At 37.3% G+C, this 20,252-nt stretch carries 15 protein-coding genes; 4 read left to right on the forward strand and 11 right to left on the reverse strand.

Going from position 1 to position 20,252, the window contains the following annotated elements:
* From ACOVO2_RS01465 to ACOVO2_RS01500, 8 genes are all read right to left on the reverse strand, one after another.
* The coding region (locus ACOVO2_RS01465) for a propionyl-CoA synthetase (protein ID WP_421768262.1) at positions 1-1,894 on the reverse strand (1,894 nt) is incomplete at its 3' end.
* Positions 1,895-2,042: 148 nt separating this feature from the next.
* Entirely contained in the window at positions 2,043-2,432 is a 390-nt protein-coding gene (locus tag ACOVO2_RS01470; RefSeq protein ID WP_188766325.1) for a response regulator transcription factor, read from the reverse strand.
* A gap of 72 nt (positions 2,433-2,504) precedes the next feature.
* Positions 2,505-5,201, reverse strand: coding sequence for an ATP-binding protein (locus tag ACOVO2_RS01475; protein ID WP_421768263.1), 2,697 nt, complete (start codon positions 5,199-5,201; stop codon positions 2,505-2,507).
* Positions 5,194-5,400: a hypothetical protein gene (locus tag ACOVO2_RS01480; protein ID WP_421768264.1), complete on the reverse strand. Its 207-nt coding sequence runs from the start codon at positions 5,398-5,400 to the stop codon at positions 5,194-5,196. The genes ACOVO2_RS01475 and ACOVO2_RS01480 overlap by 8 nt, the downstream gene beginning before the upstream one ends.
* 486 nt (positions 5,401-5,886) lie before the next feature.
* Positions 5,887-6,108, reverse strand: a complete 222-nt coding sequence (locus ACOVO2_RS01485) for a DUF6814 family protein (RefSeq protein ID WP_421768265.1) — start codon at positions 6,106-6,108, stop codon at positions 5,887-5,889.
* 77 nt (positions 6,109-6,185) lie between these two features.
* The gene (locus tag ACOVO2_RS01490; protein WP_421768266.1) at positions 6,186-7,775 is read right to left on the reverse strand and encodes an MFS transporter; all 1,590 of its coding nucleotides are present in this window, start codon (positions 7,773-7,775) and stop codon (positions 6,186-6,188) included.
* A 43-nt stretch (positions 7,776-7,818) separates the two neighbouring features.
* Positions 7,819-9,207, reverse strand: a complete 1,389-nt coding sequence (locus ACOVO2_RS01495) for a porin (RefSeq protein ID WP_421768267.1) — start codon at positions 9,205-9,207, stop codon at positions 7,819-7,821.
* A gap of 346 nt (positions 9,208-9,553) precedes the next feature.
* On the reverse strand, positions 9,554-9,973 hold the full coding sequence (locus ACOVO2_RS01500) for a transposase (RefSeq protein ID WP_421768268.1): 420 nt from the start codon (positions 9,971-9,973) through the stop codon (positions 9,554-9,556).
* 322 nt (positions 9,974-10,295) lie between these two features.
* Between ACOVO2_RS01500 and ACOVO2_RS01505 the strand changes: the two genes are divergently transcribed.
* A complete protein-coding gene (locus tag ACOVO2_RS01505; RefSeq protein ID WP_421768269.1) occupies positions 10,296-10,904 on the forward strand; it encodes a porin family protein in 609 nt (202 codons plus the stop codon).
* A gap of 109 nt (positions 10,905-11,013) precedes the next feature.
* Here the strand turns inward: ACOVO2_RS01505 and ACOVO2_RS01510 are convergent, their stop codons facing one another.
* The 3 genes from ACOVO2_RS01510 to ACOVO2_RS01520 all read right to left on the reverse strand — a co-directional run bounded on the left by ACOVO2_RS01510 (position 11,014) and on the right by ACOVO2_RS01520 (position 14,974).
* Positions 11,014-11,685, reverse strand: a complete 672-nt coding sequence (locus tag ACOVO2_RS01510; protein WP_421768270.1) for a carbonic anhydrase — start codon at positions 11,683-11,685, stop codon at positions 11,014-11,016.
* Positions 11,651-13,231 carry a SulP family inorganic anion transporter gene (locus ACOVO2_RS01515; protein WP_421768271.1) on the reverse strand — a complete coding sequence of 527 codons (1,581 nt, stop codon included), beginning with the start codon at positions 13,229-13,231 and terminating at the stop codon, positions 11,651-11,653. Before ACOVO2_RS01515 ends, ACOVO2_RS01510 begins: the two co-directional genes overlap by 35 nt.
* Positions 13,232-13,837: 606 nt before the next feature.
* The gene (locus tag ACOVO2_RS01520; RefSeq protein ID WP_421768272.1) at positions 13,838-14,974 is read right to left on the reverse strand and encodes an NAD(P)/FAD-dependent oxidoreductase; all 1,137 of its coding nucleotides are present in this window, start codon (positions 14,972-14,974) and stop codon (positions 13,838-13,840) included.
* A gap of 89 nt (positions 14,975-15,063) precedes the next feature.
* On the opposite strand from ACOVO2_RS01520, the gene ACOVO2_RS01525 reads away from it, so the two are divergent.
* The 3 genes from ACOVO2_RS01525 (at position 15,064) to ACOVO2_RS01535 (ending at position 20,139) form a co-directional block, all read left to right on the forward strand.
* Positions 15,064-16,260, forward strand: a complete 1,197-nt coding sequence (locus ACOVO2_RS01525) for a class I SAM-dependent methyltransferase (protein ID WP_421768273.1) — start codon at positions 15,064-15,066, stop codon at positions 16,258-16,260.
* A gap of 87 nt (positions 16,261-16,347) precedes the next feature.
* Positions 16,348-17,022 (forward strand): hypothetical protein, encoded by a 675-nt coding sequence (locus ACOVO2_RS01530; protein ID WP_421768274.1) that lies wholly within the window; start codon positions 16,348-16,350, stop codon positions 17,020-17,022.
* 474 nt (positions 17,023-17,496) lie between these two features.
* Positions 17,497-20,139, forward strand: a complete 2,643-nt coding sequence (locus ACOVO2_RS01535; RefSeq protein ID WP_421768275.1) for an MGH1-like glycoside hydrolase domain-containing protein — start codon at positions 17,497-17,499, stop codon at positions 20,137-20,139.
* Positions 20,140-20,252 lie beyond the last annotated feature (113 nt).

The raw sequence follows: 20,252 nt of genomic DNA on the forward strand, positions 1-20,252 counted from the left end.
ACTGAAAAACTCCAATTTTTCTGTTCCTGATACACTCTTCTATTTCTGTTAAAATATTCACATCATCAATCGTTGAAGGAACTGTAAATTGTTCACCATCAATAATTTGACGAATTGTTTTTCTTAAAATCTTACCCGAACGAGTTTTTGGTAAACGCTTCACAACCACGGCATTGCGGAAAAATGCAACCGCCCCGATTTGCTCACGAATGAGTTGAACCAGCTCATGTTCCATTTCATCTTGTGTAAAATCGGCTCCATCTTTCAGCACCACCAAACCAATTGGTCGTTGTCCACGAAGTTCGTCAGCAATCCCAACCACGGCACATTCGGCAACCGCTTTATGAGAACCAACGATTTCTTCCATTTCACCAGTTGAAAGGCGATGCCCAGCTACATTAATCACATCATCAACCCGGCCCATGATAAAAACATAACCTTCCTCGTCGATGTAGCCACCATCTCCTGTGAGATAATAACCATCAAATTTGTTGAGGTATGAAGTTCTGAAACGCTCGTCGTCGTTCCAAAGTGTCGGCAAGCAACTTGGCGGAAGTGGCAATTTTAAACACACATAACCTTCTTCATTTGCTCCGAGCTGTTGACCATTCTCACCCAAAATTTGCACATCAAATCCACAAACTGGCTTGGTTGCAGAGCCTGCTTTCACAGGAAACTGCTCTACTCCCATCATATTTGCCACGATTCCCCAACCACTTTCGGTCTGCCACCAGTGGTCGATGATTGGTACTTGGGCTATTTGCTGAAGCCATTCGAGGGTTGGAGGGTCACAACGCTCTCCAGCCACAAAGATAGACTTCAAAGAAGAAGTATCATAGTTAGCTTTTAATTTTGCTTCGGCATCTTCTTTTTTAATAGCTCTGAAAGCGGTCGGAGCGGTAAAGAAAACATTTACTTTGTGGTCTTCAATTACTCGCCAAAATGTTCCGGCATCGGGGTTTCTAACTGGTTTTCCTTCAAAAAATACGGTCGTACAACCATAAATCAGTGGAGCATAAACGATATAAGAATGCCCAACAACCCAGCCTACATCTGATGCTGCCCAAAAAACTTCATTGGGCTTGACATCATAAATATATTCCATCGAAAAGTTTAGTGCTACTGCATGGCCGCCATTGTCTCTGACGATTCCTTTTGGCTTTCCCGTAGTTCCCGAAGTATAAAGTACATAAAGTGGATCAGTGGCATTGACCGCCACACAACCAACTGGTTTTGAGGCATTTACATAGGGAATAAAATCAATATCTCGGTCATTAACCATGCTTGCTTGAAGCATCGGTCTTTGAAAAATTAAGCAATTTGATACTTTATGTTCGGCCAAATGAATGGCTTCGTCGAGTAGATGTTTATACGGAATCACTTTATCGAACTCAATTCCGCAAGAAGCAGAAATGATTACATTGGGTCGAGCATCATCAATTCTGATGGCCAATTCATGCGGAGCAAATCCCCCAAAAACTACTGAATGAACAGCCCCCAATCTCGCACAAGCCAACATCGAAAATGCCGCTTCGGGAATCATGGGCATATAAAGTACCACAGTATCGCCTTTGCATACGCCCAAAGTCTGTAAAGCTCCAGCAATTTTTGCAACTTCGGCTTGTACTTGGGCATAGGTATATTTAACGACCTTTTTTGTTGCTGCCGAATCGTAGATGATTGCGGTTTTATCTCCTCTACCCTGCTCAACGTGGTAATCAACCGCCAAGTAGCAAGAGTTCATCAACCCACCTTCAAACCAACGATAAAAACCATTTTTATCCTGCGAGAGAATCGTTTTTGGTTTTTCGTACCACGCTATCTTGTCAGCCTGCTCAGCCCAAAATGCTTCGGGTTGGTCAATGCTTCGCCTGTAAAATGAGTCATAGTTCATTACTTTTATTATAGTTTTGTTGTACAAGTTTAATTTTGAATGAGTGAATGATAGAATGAGTGAATAAAATAAATTTTACTTTTTTCTATTTCATCATAAATATATTTCGATATTGATTCATTCATTGAAGCATTCACTCATTCTATCATTAGCTCACTACCCCCGAAGCCATCATGTTGATTTTCTTCACCAAATCACGGGTTGAAAATGGTTTCGGAATATACAAGTCGGCTCCTACGCTATACCCTTTTTCAATATCGGCTTCTTTGCTTTTGGCACTCAAAAAAACCACTTTCGTTTCTTTGGTATCATTTCCTCCTTTGATAAATCGACAAACTTCATAGCCATCTACTTTGGGCATCATAATATCGAGCAAGACGATTTTTGGATGCTCTCTTTTGATGATGTCAAACGCTTCTTCTCCATCTCGGGCAATAAAGACAATAAAGCCTTCTTTTTTCATCAGAAACTCCAACGAAAGCAAGATATTTGGCTCATCATCAACGATTAATACTTTTATGTTCTTTTGGATATTCATTGTCGTAAATCTTGTTGTATCAGATTTTAATTTATGTTTTGCTTAGAAATCCTTTCTTTGTCTTACACTTTATCATTCAAGTGGAATCTCAAACGAAAACTTTGAGCCTTTTCCGACTTCACTTTCAACGCCTATCGTGCCATTGTGTAACTCTAAAATACGTTTGGAAATGGCCAAACCGAGGCCGCTTCCTTTTGGTTTTTTGATGGTCTGGTCGTGTGCTTGATAAAACTTATCAAAAATCAACACTTGATAAGGTTTGGCAATTCCTGACCCATCATCAATCACACTTACATGCAAACTACCACCTTTTTCGTAAGCTGTGATAGTTATCGTTCCTTTGTTTGGTTCAGTAAACTTTAGGGCATTTGAGAGTAAATTGAGCATTACTTGCATAATTCTATCTCGGTCACCTTTAAAAGTTGGCATTTTTTTATCAATAATTTGCTTGATTTCGATGCCTTTCTCTTTAGCCAGTTGCTCTATCGAATCGACTGAATCTCTGATAATTTCTTCGAGATTCAAGTCTTCTTTAACGATTCTTACTTTACCCGACTCAAATTTTTCTAAATCTAATACTTGATTTATCAAGCGACTCAAGCGATCTGATTCTTTGATGATGGTATTCAAGAAATGTTGTCTTTCTGAATGTTCGATATCATCATTATCGTACAAGATTTCTGACAGAGCTTTTATCGAAGTAAGCGGCGTACGAATTTCGTGGGTAACGGTCGATAAAAAATCATCTTTGAGTTTATCGGTCATTTTCAACTGCTCATTGGCTGCCTGAAGCTGCTCGGTAAGCAATCTTAATTCTTGCGATTTCTGTTTCAATTCTTTATTCACGGCCATCAACTCTTGCGATTTCTTCAAAATTTCTACGACTTCATTCAAAGAAATCTCTTCTTCTTTTGCCACCGACGACACCATCATCCGTGCAGAGGCCGTCCCAACTATTCCTGAAAGTAGTTTTTCAGAATAATTTACAAAACGAGCATCGGCATAGCGAGTATTAAGATTGATGTTATTGCGAGTCGCAAAGATTCGAACGATACGCTCCGTACGGCTCGCACCCAAAAAACTCTCCAAAAGCGATTTTATATCGCTCACTAATGCCTTTCCACGCCAAACAACCGAATTTTCGATTCCTTTTGAAAAACGAAAAACATCAACAAATAAAACAGCCTGATTATGCTCAATTGAGGTCTGTTTAGTACACAAAGAGCCGAAAAAATAAAAAACAGTATTAAAAAATAAGGTCCAGAAAGTAGCATGCGAAATATTATCCATGCCCATCATACCGAATAATTCGTAAGGTTTTAGCAAAGCATTTCCGAATAATCCATCGGTCATAATTTTATCTGAAATCACCCCCGAACTAACCAGCGATGGAATGATAAGCGTAAAAAACCAAACTAAAGTACCACCTACCAAACCAGCCATTGCTCCTTTTTGCGTACCTCGTTTCCAGAAAATACCACCTAATACCGATGGTGCAAACTGAGCTACCACCACAAAAGCCGTCATACCGATTGACACTAACGAATATTTTTCGGTAATAAACTTAAAATAGAAATACCCTAAAAATATGATAAGAGCAATCGAAAGACGTCGCATAAATTGAATAACCCCACTCGGATTTCGATTAATTAGCTCTTTTGAGGTAGGAATTCCCAAGAAAATTGGCATCAACAAGTTATTACTAACCATTACACTAATAGCAATTGTTTCGACGATAATCATACCAGTGGCGGCCGAAAACCCTCCGATATATGTTAGTATAGCCAATAATTCATTTGAAAAATGCATAGGAATTGATAATACAAACATATCGGAATTAATCGCTTGCCCATTAAAAATGATTCCACCAGCCAATGTGATGGGCATCACGAAAATATTGATGAGCAACATATACAGCGGAAACATCCACATGGCTCGGTTAATGTATTTTTCATCGACGTTTTCAACGACTGTCACTTGAAACTGACGAGGCAAAAACAAAAAAGCCATTGTGGCCAACAAAGTATGCCAAAACCACATCGACATACCACTTTCTTTCTCAAGTACGAAATTCTTTTTGGCAGCAGCGAGAATCGTGGCTTTATCGAAAATATCTTCAAAACCATTGAAAAGATAGTAAGTCACATAAATTCCGATTGCAAAAAAGGCTATTAATTTAATGATAGATTCGACCGCTATAGCCGTTACCATTCCTTCGTGGCGTTCGGTAGCTTCTACATTTCGTGTACCAAACAGAATGGTAAACAGTATCAATAGAATAACAATATAAAAGGTATGGTCAACCAAAATATTATTATTCAAAGTGCTTCTGGTAAGCATCCCGAAGCTATTTGAAATCGCTTTCAGTTGTAAAGCAATATACGGAATCCCTGATAGTAAACAGATGATAGTTACCAAGACTCCCAAAGAACGATTTTTGCCATAACGTGACGAAATGAAATCGGCGATACTCGTTAGGCGTTGGGTTTTGCTGATACGAATGATTTTTAGTAGAATCGGAAATGCCAAAAACATTACCAACGTCGGCCCAATATAAACCGCCAAAAAATCTAAACCATCAGTTGAAGCTCGCCCAACGCTTCCATAAAAAGTCCAAGCCGTACAATAAACCGCCAACGAAAGTGCGTAAATGTTAGGATTACTAACAATGCTTTTGGCATTCTTTGATTTTTGTTCGGCTTGATAAGCCACAATAAACAAAAATGCCAGATAATATATCGAAATCAGTCCTAAAATGTAGCTATTCATGCTCTTGTGTATCTTCTACATTTTTAGATTCTGCAATCATGGCAATGATGATAATTCCTACCGCCCAAACACTAAATACATAAACATAAACAAGCGGCACACCCAACACAAAAATGGTTTTGTTGAACAACGATAGAAGAGGAAAGTTGAATAAACACACCAGTAAAATCGTTATTGCTATGGCTCTTTGTTGCTTCATTTAGGGAGTTGAATTAATAGCACTAAGCTACGACTAACATGGTACTATTCAAAGATTTATTTAGCTATTTTTGCTAAATAAGTATAGTTAAAAATTTACTTCGGAAAAAATATCCCCTCCTTTTTCAAGGAAGGTTGTTAAGTTCTCTATTTTTAAAGTCCCTCCCCATCGGGGAGGGATTTAGGGTGGGGTTAAAACGCAACAATTTTACCACATTTTGATGCCTTTTGACCTCACCCCCAGCCCCTCTCCGATTGGAGAGGGGAGCTTTTTTCGAGAACTTAACAACCCTACTTACAAAAAGGAGCGACCGTCGCACGGGGGAAATAATAAGAACACACCCCCAAAATAAGAATGTATGCCAACGGGAGTTTTCCTCAACTGGCATACATTGCTCTATTAAACCCTAAGCCTTACTTATTATGGTAATTTACTTATTTTCTTTTGGGTGGTCGAACGGCTTAGAAATCGACTACTTTTTTTTAATCAATCCTTGGAATCGAACTCGCCTTGTAGCGAATACAAACCGAATGTTCCTAAAGCTCCCGCAATCATTGGGCAGAGAATTACGGTGTAAATAATAGCTGGGATAACGTTTTCTCCACCTTTTTCCCAAAGCATAATTGCCTGATTTACAATTAGATAGTAAACCGCACCGATACCGATTAATATCCAAACTATTCCTAAAATTCGTTTTATAGCATTCATTGTATTAATGTTTTTATGTATTAAAGATTTATCATTTATGTAAGAACGTCCGATTTGGACGCCCCTACGAGTACAAATCAATCGTTAACTTTGTTATCTTTTCCATCTAAGTAGATTGTTCCGATAACGAAACAGATACCTGCAAGAATTATCGGATACCAAAGACCTTCTAAATAAGGTTTTTCGATAACTGGAGCTAAACCCGACTCGGCTGCTACGCTGTTTACTTTCTGTGCATTCGATACCAAGAAGGTAGCAATGGCAGGAAGTAAACCTCCGAAAATACCATTTCCGATATGATAAGGCAACGACATTGATGTATAACGAATCTTGATTGGGAACATTTCAACTAAAAATGCAGCTACTGGGCCATAAACCATCGTTACGAACAACATCTGAATAAATACTAACCAAGTAAGTGTCCACTTGTCGGTGTCGTTGATTGTTACGGTTTTCTTAGTTTCAATGATTGGTTTGCCATCTTTCTCGCTGATTTCAACTGCACCATTTTTCAATGTTTTAGTTTTAACTTCTTTGTAAGTTGTTCCGTCTGTAAATGCTTTTGTTACTGTATAAACTGAGTCAACACCGCCATTTTTATTTTTGGCATTTTCTTTCAACTCGGCAACCGAAGTGGCTTTTTCTACGATTTCGGTTTTACCTTTAATATCGGCGGTTTCATACATTTTTGAGTAAATTGTGCGGTAAGAAAGAATTGCTACCAACATACCCGCCATCATAATCCATTTGCGACCGATGCGGTCAGATAACCAACCAAATACTACGAAGAAAGGCGTTCCGAGACATAATCCCCAAATCATAATGCTATCAACTTGCTCTTTTGGTACATTCATAATTTTTTCGATAAAAGACATCGCATAAAATTGTCCTGTGTACCAAACTACGCCTTGCCCCATTGTTACGCCCAATAGAGCCAACAATACAAATTTGAAATTTAACCTATTTCCGAAAGATTCTTTCAAAGGATTGGTAGAAGTTTTTCCATCAGCTTTTGCTTTCGAAAATAACGGAGATTCGTGCATATTTCTACGAATAATATAAGAAATACCGACCATCAAAATTGAAGCTAAGAATGGAATTCTCCAGCCATAAGCATCAAAATCTTCTTTGCTCAAAATGGCTTTCGTGAGAGCAATTACGATTAAAGAAACAATCAAACCTGCGGTGGCAGTAATCTGAATCCACGAGGTCATGTAACCTCTTTCGTTGGCTGGTGAGTGTTCGGCTACGTAAGTTGCAGCACCGCCGTACTCACCACCAAGGGCAAGTCCTTGAAGTAATCTCAAAAGTAAAACTAATAATGGTGCGGCAACACCAATGGTTTCGTAGGCGGGAATGATACCAATGGTGAAAGTAGCTCCTCCCATTAATAGTAATGTAACCATGAAGGTATATTTACGACCAATTAAGTCTCCGAGACGGCCAAAGAACAATGCTCCAAACGGGCGAACAACAAAACCCGCTGCGAATGTTGCTAAGGTTGATAGAAAAGATAGTGTTTCGCTCCCTGGGCCAGCAGGGAAAAACTTTGTAGAAATGATTGTAGCCAAACTTCCAAAGATATAGAAGTCGTACCACTCAATCATCGTTCCGACTGATGATGCTCCAATTATCGAGAACATCGAGCTTTTTTTACTTTCAGACATAGTGCTAATCAATTAAGGGTTTAAGTAATAATAGAGTTGAGTTTTATAAATAGATTTGTAATTGTGCAATAAATTCGCCTAAATGCTTTTGCTTGGCTGTTGCGGTTTCGATTCCCGGACGCAACGAATACTGAGTGGTAATTTTTGCATGATGGCCATCAATCAACCAGTTTACGCCTAAATCAAAATTGGTTACAGCCTTAGGCAGTGCATCAAAGTTTTTATAAGTAAATGCGGTAAATGGTTGCACCCTCATTTTTGGTTTTTCGCTTCCCCTTGGCATTAAAATACCCACTTGCGTATAGAAAATATCACCTGTTCCAATCATTGGTTGGGCATTTCCTGCACCTGACATCAGTTTTCCGCTTCCTTCATAAGCTGCATTTACTACACCTTCATTCATGATACCGATGTTTCGGATATAATTTGGTCCAAAATTATAATTGAAGTATCCAGCGTAAGCAGTTACTGCCGTATTTTTTGACTTATCGCCAAATGGCATATCTAAGAAAGCATCTACCGACAACAAGTTTACATTATGGCTTTCGAGTTTTCCGTTTACTGAAGACTTCGTGCCATCGGCTTGGCTATACAAACCTGCTCCGATATTAAATACACGCTTTGTACCTAAATATGTACCAACTTTGAAAGGCAATAAATTTGATTCATTATCAAGGAATTGATATTCGACATAAGCAGTTTTTGCCCAATTACTTCTGCCATTATTATCAACTGCAGTAGCTTTTGAAGCATCGGTTACATTGGCCGGTGCTAAACTTGTACTGAAAGGCTTATTCATTGCCAAACGGTATTCTAATTTATTCAATTTACCTTTAGCAAAGAACCCGTATTGACGAGCAAACTGGTCGGCATTATCAATAGTTGCCCACGAGAAAATCGGAGAATCTACTGCCATAAAGTTGAGTGTTGAAGCCATTGTCATGCGAGAAATACCCATAAAATAGTGTAAGCCTGCACCAACACTCAAACTTGAATTCTTATTTTCTTTGGTCGGTAAAACTACGTGATATTCGTTCCAGGCATCGTGAAAGAAAATTTGTGGTTTCTTTCCATTTCCGTAGCCGCCCGTGCCTGTTGTGCCAGAGCCTCCACCATTTATGAATGTTTGGTTATTGATTCCGATGTGAGCGAGTACCATGTAGCGTTTGCTAATTTGTGCGTAGGCCAACATACGTAAACGACGGCCAGAAATATCAAAATTTGTTTTGGCAGCTTCTCCGGCAATGGTTGTACCGGGATTTAGTTGTGTACCCCTGAACCAAATCTGATTCCATGTAAGTAAACGAATAAACTTAGAACCTTCGGGATTAACATTTAGCTTGATTCCACCACCATACTCCGGAGAGCCTTGTGCGTTGATGAACCCATAGCTTAGTAAAATAAGTGAAAAGGTAAATAGTAATTTTTTCATATTAGGTCTTTTATTATGGTTTTGTTGTACGTCGCTTAAGACGACACAAAACTTTCATAAAAACCCGCGAGACACAAATCCTTGATATAGCTTTGCTAATAATGGATAGAATTCATTGTACTCGTTTTTCCTCAAAAAGCACTATTTATTCTCTACTTAAATTATATTTTTCAAAATTTTATTTTACAAAAATACTCATTCTCAAAATTTTACACAAGTTAAATTAAAACATTTTCATAAAATTCAGAATAACATAGAAAATAAAGCTATTATGAAATAAACAAATAAATAATTGCACTTTTTAAAGATTTTATTTGAATTTTTATTTTATAAAGAGAAAGGCGACTCATTTCTTGAACCGCTCCCATTTTATCAACATAAACTTATCACCAAGCTCAGTGACAATCATTCCTGCTCCTTTTAGGTTATCTCGATTCGCATAAAATTCGGCTAACTCCTTATGATTCATCACTTTATAGGTAGGATGATACAGCGTTTGCTTCGGTATCTTTACTTGGTATTTTTTTACCCAATTCATAACAGAAACGTGGCTCACGCCCAATAAACGCTCAATTTCACGATAACTTACACCCTCGATATAAAGTTGTAAAGCTTTAATCACATAGTAGCTTTCGATGCTTTTGCCTATCTTTTCGACAGTGAAATTATAGCCGCAATCTTTACATTTAAAGCGTTGACGCTCTTTAATTATACCATTACGAGAGATGTTATTCGAATCACATTGGGGGCAGTTTGGGAGGCTCATAATATCTATATATTTTTAGCAAAGATATACTTTATTAGCAAATATAGATTATTTCAAGATTTTATTTCATTTTATTTAAAAAAATATTCTTCAAATAATTAATGTTCAAGTTTGTGATGTGTGGAAAACAGCGTTTCGAATGACACAATATCTCGAAACAGGGTAAGACGTGGATATTTTTCCCCAACATTACCCATATACTTCGATCAAGTAATAGCATTGGAGGGTGGAACACATTTTTTATGCATAGTGGTGTGTCTGAGAGTTTATTTTTACAAAAAATTATCTCGTCAGAATTATTATTAACAAAAACATATTTAGAATGACTAAGAAAATCATTTTTGCAGTAGCAGTAATTTTAATGAACATGAAGCTGGTTTCGGCTCAAACCCTATCAATTGGCCCGATGGTTGGCGTAAATGTTTCAACAATTGTTTCAGATCCAACAACAGAATATCTTCCAGGTTTAGCACTCGGTGGTTTTGCAAATTACAGTATTGATAGTCACTGGGGAATATCAGCAAAGTTATTATACTCACAATTAGGTGATAAAAGTAAGACAGTGGATAATCACACAAGATTACACTATATTCAGCTACCAGTAACTGGCGTATACTATTTCGGTGATGAGGGAAATAAGTTTCGTCCTAAATTATTTGCAGGACTCTATGCCGGAACATTACTGCAAGCTAATAATTCAAATGGAGATGTAATAAAACAAGCAGACGGCCAAAATGCTTACAATAACTTCGATTTTGGTGGCTTAGCTGGTGTGGGCTTCAATTATAGATTAAAATCTCGTACTTGGTTGAATGTAGATGCAGGCCTAAACAGAGGTTTTGTTGACATCACGAAAACTCCAAACACAAACTATAATAACCTAGCTTTTAACTTAAATGTTGGTGTAAGCTTCCCAATTTCGGAAAAATAATTACACTTTAGATGCTAGCATCATGCAATTTCAAACACACAACTTATCAATAAGGCCATCAATCTAGTAGATTGATGGCCTTTCAATTTTAATAATTTCAAAATATTTTTTACGACATCGATTCGTCCAATGAGCCGACTGGCACACTGATGTCGTAACGATACACTTCTTCAATCGAGCCTAAATCGTCGGGTAAAATCTCCATTATTGTTTTAATAAGTCCGGTTTTTAAATCAAGTACCCAGCCATGAAGATGAGGGTAATCACCACTTGCCCAAGCTTTCTGAACGATCGTAGTCTTTGCCAAATTGCGTACTTGCTCCGTGACGTTTAACTCAACGAGTCGGTCAAATTTTGCTTGAAAATCTTCAATTTTACTTAATTCATCATGGTGTTTTACGTTAACATCTTTTATATTTCGAAGCCATTTGTTGATTAAGCCATAGTCTTTATTATCCATTGAGGCCTTCACACCACCACAATTATAATGACCAACTACTAGTATATGTTTTACTTTCAGTACCTCAACAGCGTATTGAAGTACGCTTAACATATTCATGTCAGTATGAACCACCAAGTTTGCTACATTCCGGTGAACGAAAATATCACCGGGCTGAGTCCCAGTTACTTGGTCGGCAGGTACACGGCTATCAGCACAGCCAATCCAAAGAAATTCTGGATTTTGATGCGAAGCTAATTCTTCAAAATAACCTTCATCGACACGTAGTTTTTCGGCAGCCCAAGCTTTATTCGCCAGTAAGAGTTTTTGATACGTTTGCATTGCTAGTTCTATAATTAATTTTTTTTCTTGAAATCCCTTTAAATTCTACTTCTATATTTCTATTCTTCACTTCTTTCTGAAACTCCTCTAAAGTCAGAAAAATGTCATGATCTATAAACGAGGCCTTAGTTCCGTCTACAAAAAGATAGTCACCTTCCTGAAGCGACAGTAATTTTTGTTTCAATTCAGACTTGTTAAAGTAAAAAACATCTTTATTGAATTGAATCAATACATTACGCCCCTCTCGCATAAACGACATCGAGCCTTTATAATTAGTGTATAAAATATATAGCATAGCAACTAGAACCCCAATGCCAATACCTTTCAATAAATCCGTAAATACCACTGCGAGCACCGTAACTACAAAAGGCACAAACTGATCCTGTCCTTCTTTATAAACTTGCTTAAAAATAGTGGGTTTCGCTAATTTATATCCTACCATTATTAGCACTACAGCCAATGATGACAACGGTATTTGATTGAGCAAAGTAGGTATGGCAAGCGTACAAATCAATAGTATCAATCCATGAGCAATGGTTGATAAATTTGTTTTTCCGCCAGCTTGAATATTAGCTGAGCTCCTTACAATTACTTGTGTAAGCGGAATCCCACCCAATAATCCCGATACTATATTTCCTGTGCCTTGTGCCAATAATTCTCTATTAGTTGGTGTAATTCTCGAATCTGGGTCAAGTTTGTCAGTAGCCTCCACGCTCAAAAGTGTTTCAAGGCTGGCAATAATCGCAATCACTAATGCTACTTTCCAAACCACGGGGTTAGTTATAGCCGAAAAATTTGGTATTTGAAAGAGGTTTACAAAATCTCCGACCGAATTGGTAACCGGTAATGAAACCAAATGATTACTTTCGAGATGAAACAATGCTGGCAATACTGTTAGTCCATTATTCAGGATAATACCCACGATTACAGCTACCAAAGCTCCAGGAATCATTCCCAAAACAGCGTTGCGTCTGATAAACGACTGCTCCCATAGAATCATAATACCTAAGGAAATTAAGCCAATGATTAATGCACCTTCATTAAATAGTTCGGTTACTCTAGCCAGTTCTGAAAATGTATTCTGTCCATCATTTTGAAAGAAACTTTCGTCGCCTTCGTAGTCTAAATCAATTCCCATAGCATGAGGAATTTGTTTCAGAATAATAATGATACCGATGGCTGTTAGCATTCCTTTAATAACCGATGAAGGAAAATAGTAGCCAATTACGCCTGCTTTGACAGCCCCTAAAATAATTTGAATAAAGCCCGCCAAAACTACCGCCAAAAGGAATGAATTATAGGACCCGATTTCGCTAATAGAATTTAAAACAATCACTGTTAAACCAGCCGCCGGACCACTCACGCCCAATTGTGAGCCACTTAATACACCAACGATGATCCCCCCTACAGCCCCCGCAATTACTCCAGCAATAAGCGGAGCCCCAGAAGCTAAAGCTACACCAAGACATAAAGGAAGAGCGACCAAAAAGACAACCAAGCCAGCAGAAACATCTGCTTTGATGTACTTTAAATTAAAATTTTTCATATTGTTTATAAAAAAAGACCTATAAACTTACCCATTCAGCGTAATTCAATGAATGCACATACCCAAGGTAAATAGTAGATCATTGAACTAGCCCCAGAGGCATAGTTTCTGTCAATTTTGAAGAGGTAAAATGTTTTGGAAAAATGAGGATACAAAAATTATTGCTTGGGAGGAGGCGAATCTATAACCTGAAAAGGATTACGGATAATTGTAGCAATATGATCACAAATTGTATTTATGTTTAGGTTGAATGCACTTCTAAATTGAAAACATAAACTTTCAACTAGGTAGTTTTCTAAAGTAAACTCCTTCGAAATATCTTCTGATTCACTACTATCTTCAATATCTTGAACCTCAATTTGCTGCTTAAATTCAGAAAAACACTCTCTAAGGGTCGAAACCTCGACCATCATAAGAAGTATTATTACCAAGATCCGATAAAGCATTATTGATTTTATTTATGAAAATAATAAGTTTTATTTATGCAAAAGTAACAATTAAACCTTAATACCCTAAAAATGATTGAAAAAATTCTACCATTTTGAAGGTTTGGTCGACAACTAATTAGAAATGGATTGCTTTTTTTAAAGATTTTAGGTAGAAAACTCAAAAAATCTGTTGGCCAATAATTTCTTTGGCAAGCTTTTCGGATAAAGTTGGTGCCAAGGCAACACCCATGCCATTCATTCTGGCACTAACCGATACTGACTCGCTCAGACATTTACTGAAAGGTAGTTTGGTGTTATCAAACGCCATGATTCCACTCCAACGGTGTTCAATCTTGATATCTCTTAACTTTGGTAGAATATTATTGTAAAGTAATTGCTCTAATCGATTCTGAATTTTCTCGGTCAAATCAAACTTGTCGGTGTTTTCGGTCTGAAAATCAAGATTTCTTCCACCGCCAAACAACACCCTATTTTTATAATTTCTGAAATAATAAAAGCCTTGATCAAAATGAAAAGTACCTTTCCAATTCAATCCTTCAATTGGCTCGGTTATAATCACTTGTCCGCGTCCAGGATAAAGATCAATATCGGGAAGAAGTACTTTTGTGAAAGCATTTGTTGTGATACTCAGATGTTTGGCATTAAAAACCATTTGATTCTTTGTGAATATCTCTACATTTTGCGAATTTTCTTCAAATCGCTCGACTTCAACTCCAAAAAATATTTTTACTTTTAGAGCGTGTAGTCTTTCTATCAAAGAATTTACGAGTTTGCCGCTATGAATCGAACCTTCAACGACATTGCTTATTGCATATTGAAAACCCGAAAAACCCGCTCGACTAATTATTTTTTCATCAACAACAAAATGTTGGTCAGCTCCTACTATTTTTTTTAATGAGTTATTTATGGACAATAACTGTTCTTTTGTTTCCAAAAAAATATTCTTGTCCTCAAAAAGTTCAGTTCCACCACATTTTTCATAATCAATCTCAGACTCAAAATGCTGAGCAATCATTTTTATTCCTGAATAGCGTTGTTCGGCCCAAAATAATGCTTGATCATGACCCATAACCGTAATATTTTCGAGTAGTTCGGTTGGGCTACCGAAACACGCAAATCCTGCATTTTTGGTACTTGCACCAGTTGGTAATACACCTGAATCGAGAATCGCGATCTCCGTGTTTGGGGAATATTTTTTCAAAAAATAAGCCAACCAAAGTCCCGAAAACCCCGCTCCTACAATAACGACATCATATTTTTTCAAAAAAACATCTTTTTCCCAAAAACTAAGCATAATATTGCGGTCTAATTTTTACCAAAATTAGAATATAAGAATGGAGATTGAAGAATGAAGATTGAAATTATTTTCATTTGATCAAAAAAATGATAGAAAAATTAAAAGCAGCTCGGCAGTTCATCAATGAAAATCAAATCGATGATATTCAGGCATTTATTCTAAAGTTCCAAAAAAAATATGATGCCGATTTTCTAAGATTAATAGCCGAACAATACATTTCCCGACAAAAAGCAAAGCATAAACTTCCATCGTGGTATGCCAATGAGCACGTAATTTTTCCACCGCCACTATCGGTCGAACAGGCCTCTTCTGAAATAACTGCTCGTTTTAAAGCTCAAGTTTTTGCACAAAACTTTGGTACTGAAAAATGTGCCGACCTAACTGGAGGAATGGGACTTGATAGCTGGGCATTATCAAAAGTTTCAGAGGCTGTGATTTATGTCGAACAGAATCAATCGTTGACGCTCGTAGCAAAACATAATTTTGAGGTCTTAGAACAAAAAAATATTGAAGTTTTAAACGAAAATTCTATACTTTTTGCCCAATCGAACAATCAGTCTATAAAAAACTTCTATATAGATCCACATCGTAGAGATGATGCCAAAAATAAAGTTTTCAAGATCGAAGATTGTGAACCTAACCTACTCACAATCAAAAATTTACTACCGAATTATATGGTAAAATTCTCTCCGATGCTTGATATAAAAATGGCACTCGAACAACTTCAGAATATTAGTAAAGTTTATATAATTGCTCTCGAAAATGAAGTAAAAGAATTGCTCTTTTTGAGTAATAATTCTATCCAAACCACTAACCCAACCTTATTTTGTATAAATTTTACAGCCACTGATGAAATTCAAGAATTTGAGTTTGATTATGAAACCGAAACAAATACTACGGTTAGGTACGCCAACCCAATGAGGTATATTTATGAACCCAACGCTTCGATTTTGAAAGCAGGCGGATTTAGATCAATCGCTGGACAAAATTCACTCTCAAAACTGGCACCTAATAGTCATCTGTATACCTCTGATAAATTAATCACAAATTTTGCAGGACGAAGTTTTATTTGTGAGGATATATGTAAATTTGATAAAAAGGAGGTTCTTTCAAAATTACCAACGCCAAAAGCCAATATAAGTACCCGCAACTTTCCGATGAAACCCGAAGAAATAAAAAAGAAATTAGGGTTGCAGGATGGTGGCGAATATTATTTATTTGCCACTGAAAATCAGGATAAACAAAAAATTATATTGATTTGCAGAAAAGCAGTGCTGGCATAATTTTTTTTCTTCTGAATTTCATTAATCGTTACAAAAACATAATATCGGCGTCTTAATTTTAATGACAAACAAAATTTATTGAACATTATGAGAAAAGCATTAATCACAAGCATTTTACTGCTGGCCAATTTAGTAGGTTTCGCACAAACCATTTTGAGTGGTTCGGAAGTTTTCGGTAAAGATCGAAAAGAAGGATTTTATATGACTCTCAATATTGAGAAAAAATTTATCGAAAAAGAATGGTCGTTGTTTATTTCAAAATATGGTGGTGTGGCTCAAAATCGTGAGACTTTCAACATTGCAGCCGCAAATATACCAGAGGTTTCTCCTGACCCTGTCAACTTAATGACTAAGGTTGTTTCTGACCAAAAAAACAAAACCAAGATATTTGCATCTTTCGATGTAGGTGGTGGTAATATGGTTTCGGAAAATAATAAATCATTCAGAGGGGTTGAACAAATTCTGAAAGATTTTTATGCTTTCGCTATGCAAAACGAAGATGTAAGATTGGCCGAACGAGACACAGAGGAAGCTCAAAAAAACCTTGAAAGGGTCAATAAAACGGGCGATAAAATCGCAAGGGATATCGAAAAAAACAAACGTGAAAAAGAGAAACTTTTAAAAGAAATTGAAGAAAACAAGGTACAACTCGAAAAACTTTTAAAAGAACAAACCGATAATAAACAAGACCAAGAAAACGCTCGAATTGCATTAGAAGAAAAGCAAAAAGCTGCAAGTGTTGTAAAAACCCGCATTAAGTAAAAACTTTTTTATCTCTCAAAGCCTTCTGATATAAGTTCAGAGGGCTTTTTTTTCATTAAAGTTTATCGAAGAACTAATTTATCATTATTTCAATAAGTTTTATCATTATTATAATCTATTCGCCGAATCAACTTTCAACATTTATAATTTTTCATATTTTTGCGAATAGCCTTTGCAGCTTTTCTTAAAACTGGTATTTGGCTTATTATAAATACATTAGTATAAGACAAGATAAAATACTTTACAACCTAAATACATTGTAAACTAAGATAGTGTAAGTTTTGATTTAGTTCGCTCCCCATCGGAGAGGACGGTCGGCCGATGCCGTTAGGGAGGGGCCATAATGAACTGATTATCAATTACTTACAAGCCCCACCCTTTCTTTCCCTCCCCATCGGTGAGGGAGAGACACAAAAAATGTTATACTTACTTAAATTACAATGTACTAAACCTTAATTGATAAAAGTAACCATTATGACTGAAATAAAAGAAAAGATTCGCCTAAGCGAAAGGAAAGATAATAAAGGTTGGAAAAAATGGGGGCCGTATCTATCAGAAAGACAGTGGGGAACAGTCAGAGAAGATTATAGTGTCTACGGTAATGCATGGGATTATGTTCCGCACGATATGGCTCGTTCGCGTGCATACCGCTGGGGAGAAGATGGTATCGGGGGTATTTCGGATAACAAACAACACATCTGTTTTGCAGTTTCGTTTTGGAATCATAAAGATAAAATCATCAAAGAACGCTTATTCGGCCTCACTGGCTCGGAAGGAAATCATGGTGAGGATGTTAAAGAACTTTACTATTATTTAGATAGTACACCTACGCATTCTTACATGAAAATGCTTTATAAGTATCCTCAAAATGAATTTCCTTACCAAAAAATAGTTGAAGAGAACCGCCTGAGAAATCGCTCGAATACTGAATTTGAGATTGAACAAACGGGAGTTTTTGATAATAATGAATATTTCGATATCTTCATTGAATATGCCAAAGCCGACGAAAACGATATTCTGATAAAAGTTACGGCTCATAACCGCAACAAAAAAGCGGCGATTCTGACAATGCTCCCAACGATTTGGTTTAGAAACACATGGAGTTGGGGCTACGAAGCGTATAAAAAAAGCCCAATGCTTACGGGTATAGCCAATAATCAGATTGAAGTTTCGCATCAAATTCTTGGCAAATACAAATTATACGTAGAAAATGCCGATGAAATCGTTTTTTGCGAAAATGAAACCAACATGGAACGTATTTTTGGAAAGCCCAATACGGCCATGTATGTGAAAGATGGTATCTCTAATTATATTCTCACAGGCAAGCCTACCACCATTAATCCAAACAAAATAGGCACAAAAGCGTCAGCAAAATACACAAAAAAAATTGAGGGCGGCGAAAGCCAAACAATCAGACTAAGGTTTAGCCAAAACTCACACAACCAAAAAGCTTTTTTAGATTTCGATGAAATATTTGAGGCTAGAATTAAAGATGCCGAAGAATTTTACAACGATATTCAGAAAGACATCAAATCTGAAGAACAACGAAATATACAACGCCAAGCTTTTGCTGGAATGATGTGGAACAAGCAGTTCTACTACTACAACATCAATGAATGGCTAAAAGGTGACCCTAAAATGCCTTTCGAGTTTAAGGGCAGGGCTTTCCCGAGAAATAATACATGGAAACACGCCTACATGGCCAATATTTTGTCGATGCCCGACAAGTGGGAATACCCTTGGTTTGCTGCGTGGGATCTTGCATTTCATACGCTTACACTCGCCAGAATCGACCCTGATTTTGCGAAACGTCAGTTAGCAGTTGTGCTTCGCGAATACTATATGCACCCCAACGGACAGATTCCTGCCTACGAATGGAACTTTTCGGATGTAAATCCTCCTGTTCATGCTTGGGCAACTTGGAAAGTTTATGAGATCGATAAGAAAAATAATGATGGCAAAGGTGATCTAGCTTTTTTAGAAAAAATCTTCCACAAATTGCTTATCAATTTTACATGGTGGGTCAATCAGAAAGATGAAGAAGGAAATAATATTTTTGGTGGTGGATTTTTAGGACTTGATAACATTGGTGTATTCGACCGTAATGCACAGATTCCGGGCGTAAAACTCGAACAAGCCGATGCAACTGGCTGGATGGCCATGTACACGCTCAATATGCTGCGTATTGCGTGTGAAATTTCAATAGAAAAACCTGTTTATCAGGATATGGCCTCCAAATTCTTCGAGCATTTCTTGCATATTGCGGCTGCCATCAATAAACCAATTAAGGGCAATGACTTAGGTCTTTGGGACGAAGCCGACCAGTTTTATTATGACAAACTACACGCTCCAAACGGCGAGACTATCTTCATGAAAATTCGCTCGTATGTGGGTCTGATTCCTCTCTTTGCCGTTGAAGTTATTGACGAAGAAATGCTTTCAAAATTACCAGATTTCAAACGCCGATTAGAGTGGGTACTTACCAATCGCCCAGATTTAGCATCGTTAATTTCTCGATGGAACGAACCAGGCAAAGGAGAAACGCACTTACTCTCGCTCCTACGTGGCCACCGTATGAAAATGGTTATCAAGCGAATGTTCGATGAGGCTGAGTTTTTATCTGATTATGGCATTCGTTCGTTATCAAAATCACATAAAGATACGCCTTATCAGTTTAATCTACACGGAGAAATACTTAGTGTGAAATATACGCCAGCCGAGTCGGATTTGAGTATAATGGGAGGTAATTCTAACTGGCGGGGCCCAATTTGGTTTCCGATTAACTTCTTATTAATCGACTCATTATTAAAGTTTTATGGATATTACGGTGATGACTTTGAAATAGAATATCCGACTAATTCGGGTAATATTATGTCTATAAAAGATGCCGCTTTGCAAGTAGCTGAGCGATTGATAAATATTTTTGAAGCAAATTCCGAAAATCGACGACCAAACACCGGCGATTTTGAGAAGTTTGATACCGACCCACATTTCAAAGATTTGCACCTTTTCTATGAATATTTCAATGGCGATACGGGTGAAGGACTCGGAGCTGCCCACCAATGTGGCTGGACGGGTTTGGTTGCTGACCTAATTCAGTATACCAACGAAAAATAAGATTCATTTCAGTAAACATGTGTCATCCCGAATTTTAAAAAGTCCCTGTTACGGGTTAATTGTCGGCCACCGATTGTCGGCCACCGATATTTTGCCCAGATGGATATTTTACT

This window comes from Emticicia sp., from assembly GCF_049241225.1.
Classification (GTDB): domain Bacteria; phylum Bacteroidota; class Bacteroidia; order Cytophagales; family Spirosomataceae; genus Emticicia.

Coding starts and splice junctions, on each gene's coding strand:
- ACOVO2_RS01470 (WP_188766325.1), bottom strand. CDS start 2,432: ATGAATATCCAAAAGAACATAAAAGTATTAATCGTTGATGATGAGCCA.
- ACOVO2_RS01475 (WP_421768263.1), bottom strand. CDS start 5,201: ATGAATAGCTACATTTTAGGACTGATTTCGATATATTATCTGGCATTT.
- ACOVO2_RS01480 (WP_421768264.1), bottom strand. CDS start 5,400: ATGAAGCAACAAAGAGCCATAGCAATAACGATTTTACTGGTGTGTTTA.
- ACOVO2_RS01485 (WP_421768265.1), bottom strand. CDS start 6,108: ATGAATGCTATAAAACGAATTTTAGGAATAGTTTGGATATTAATCGGT.
- ACOVO2_RS01490 (WP_421768266.1), bottom strand. CDS start 7,775: ATGTCTGAAAGTAAAAAAAGCTCGATGTTCTCGATAATTGGAGCATCA.
- ACOVO2_RS01495 (WP_421768267.1), bottom strand. CDS start 9,207: ATGAAAAAATTACTATTTACCTTTTCACTTATTTTACTAAGCTATGGG.
- ACOVO2_RS01500 (WP_421768268.1), bottom strand. CDS start 9,973: ATGAGCCTCCCAAACTGCCCCCAATGTGATTCGAATAACATCTCTCGT.
- ACOVO2_RS01505 (WP_421768269.1), top strand. CDS start 10,296: ATGACTAAGAAAATCATTTTTGCAGTAGCAGTAATTTTAATGAACATG.
- ACOVO2_RS01510 (WP_421768270.1), bottom strand. CDS start 11,685: ATGCAAACGTATCAAAAACTCTTACTGGCGAATAAAGCTTGGGCTGCC.
- ACOVO2_RS01515 (WP_421768271.1), bottom strand. CDS start 13,231: ATGAAAAATTTTAATTTAAAGTACATCAAAGCAGATGTTTCTGCTGGC.
- ACOVO2_RS01520 (WP_421768272.1), bottom strand. CDS start 14,974: ATGCTTAGTTTTTGGGAAAAAGATGTTTTTTTGAAAAAATATGATGTC.
- ACOVO2_RS01525 (WP_421768273.1), top strand. CDS start 15,064: ATGATAGAAAAATTAAAAGCAGCTCGGCAGTTCATCAATGAAAATCAA.
- ACOVO2_RS01530 (WP_421768274.1), top strand. CDS start 16,348: ATGAGAAAAGCATTAATCACAAGCATTTTACTGCTGGCCAATTTAGTA.
- ACOVO2_RS01535 (WP_421768275.1), top strand. CDS start 17,497: ATGACTGAAATAAAAGAAAAGATTCGCCTAAGCGAAAGGAAAGATAAT.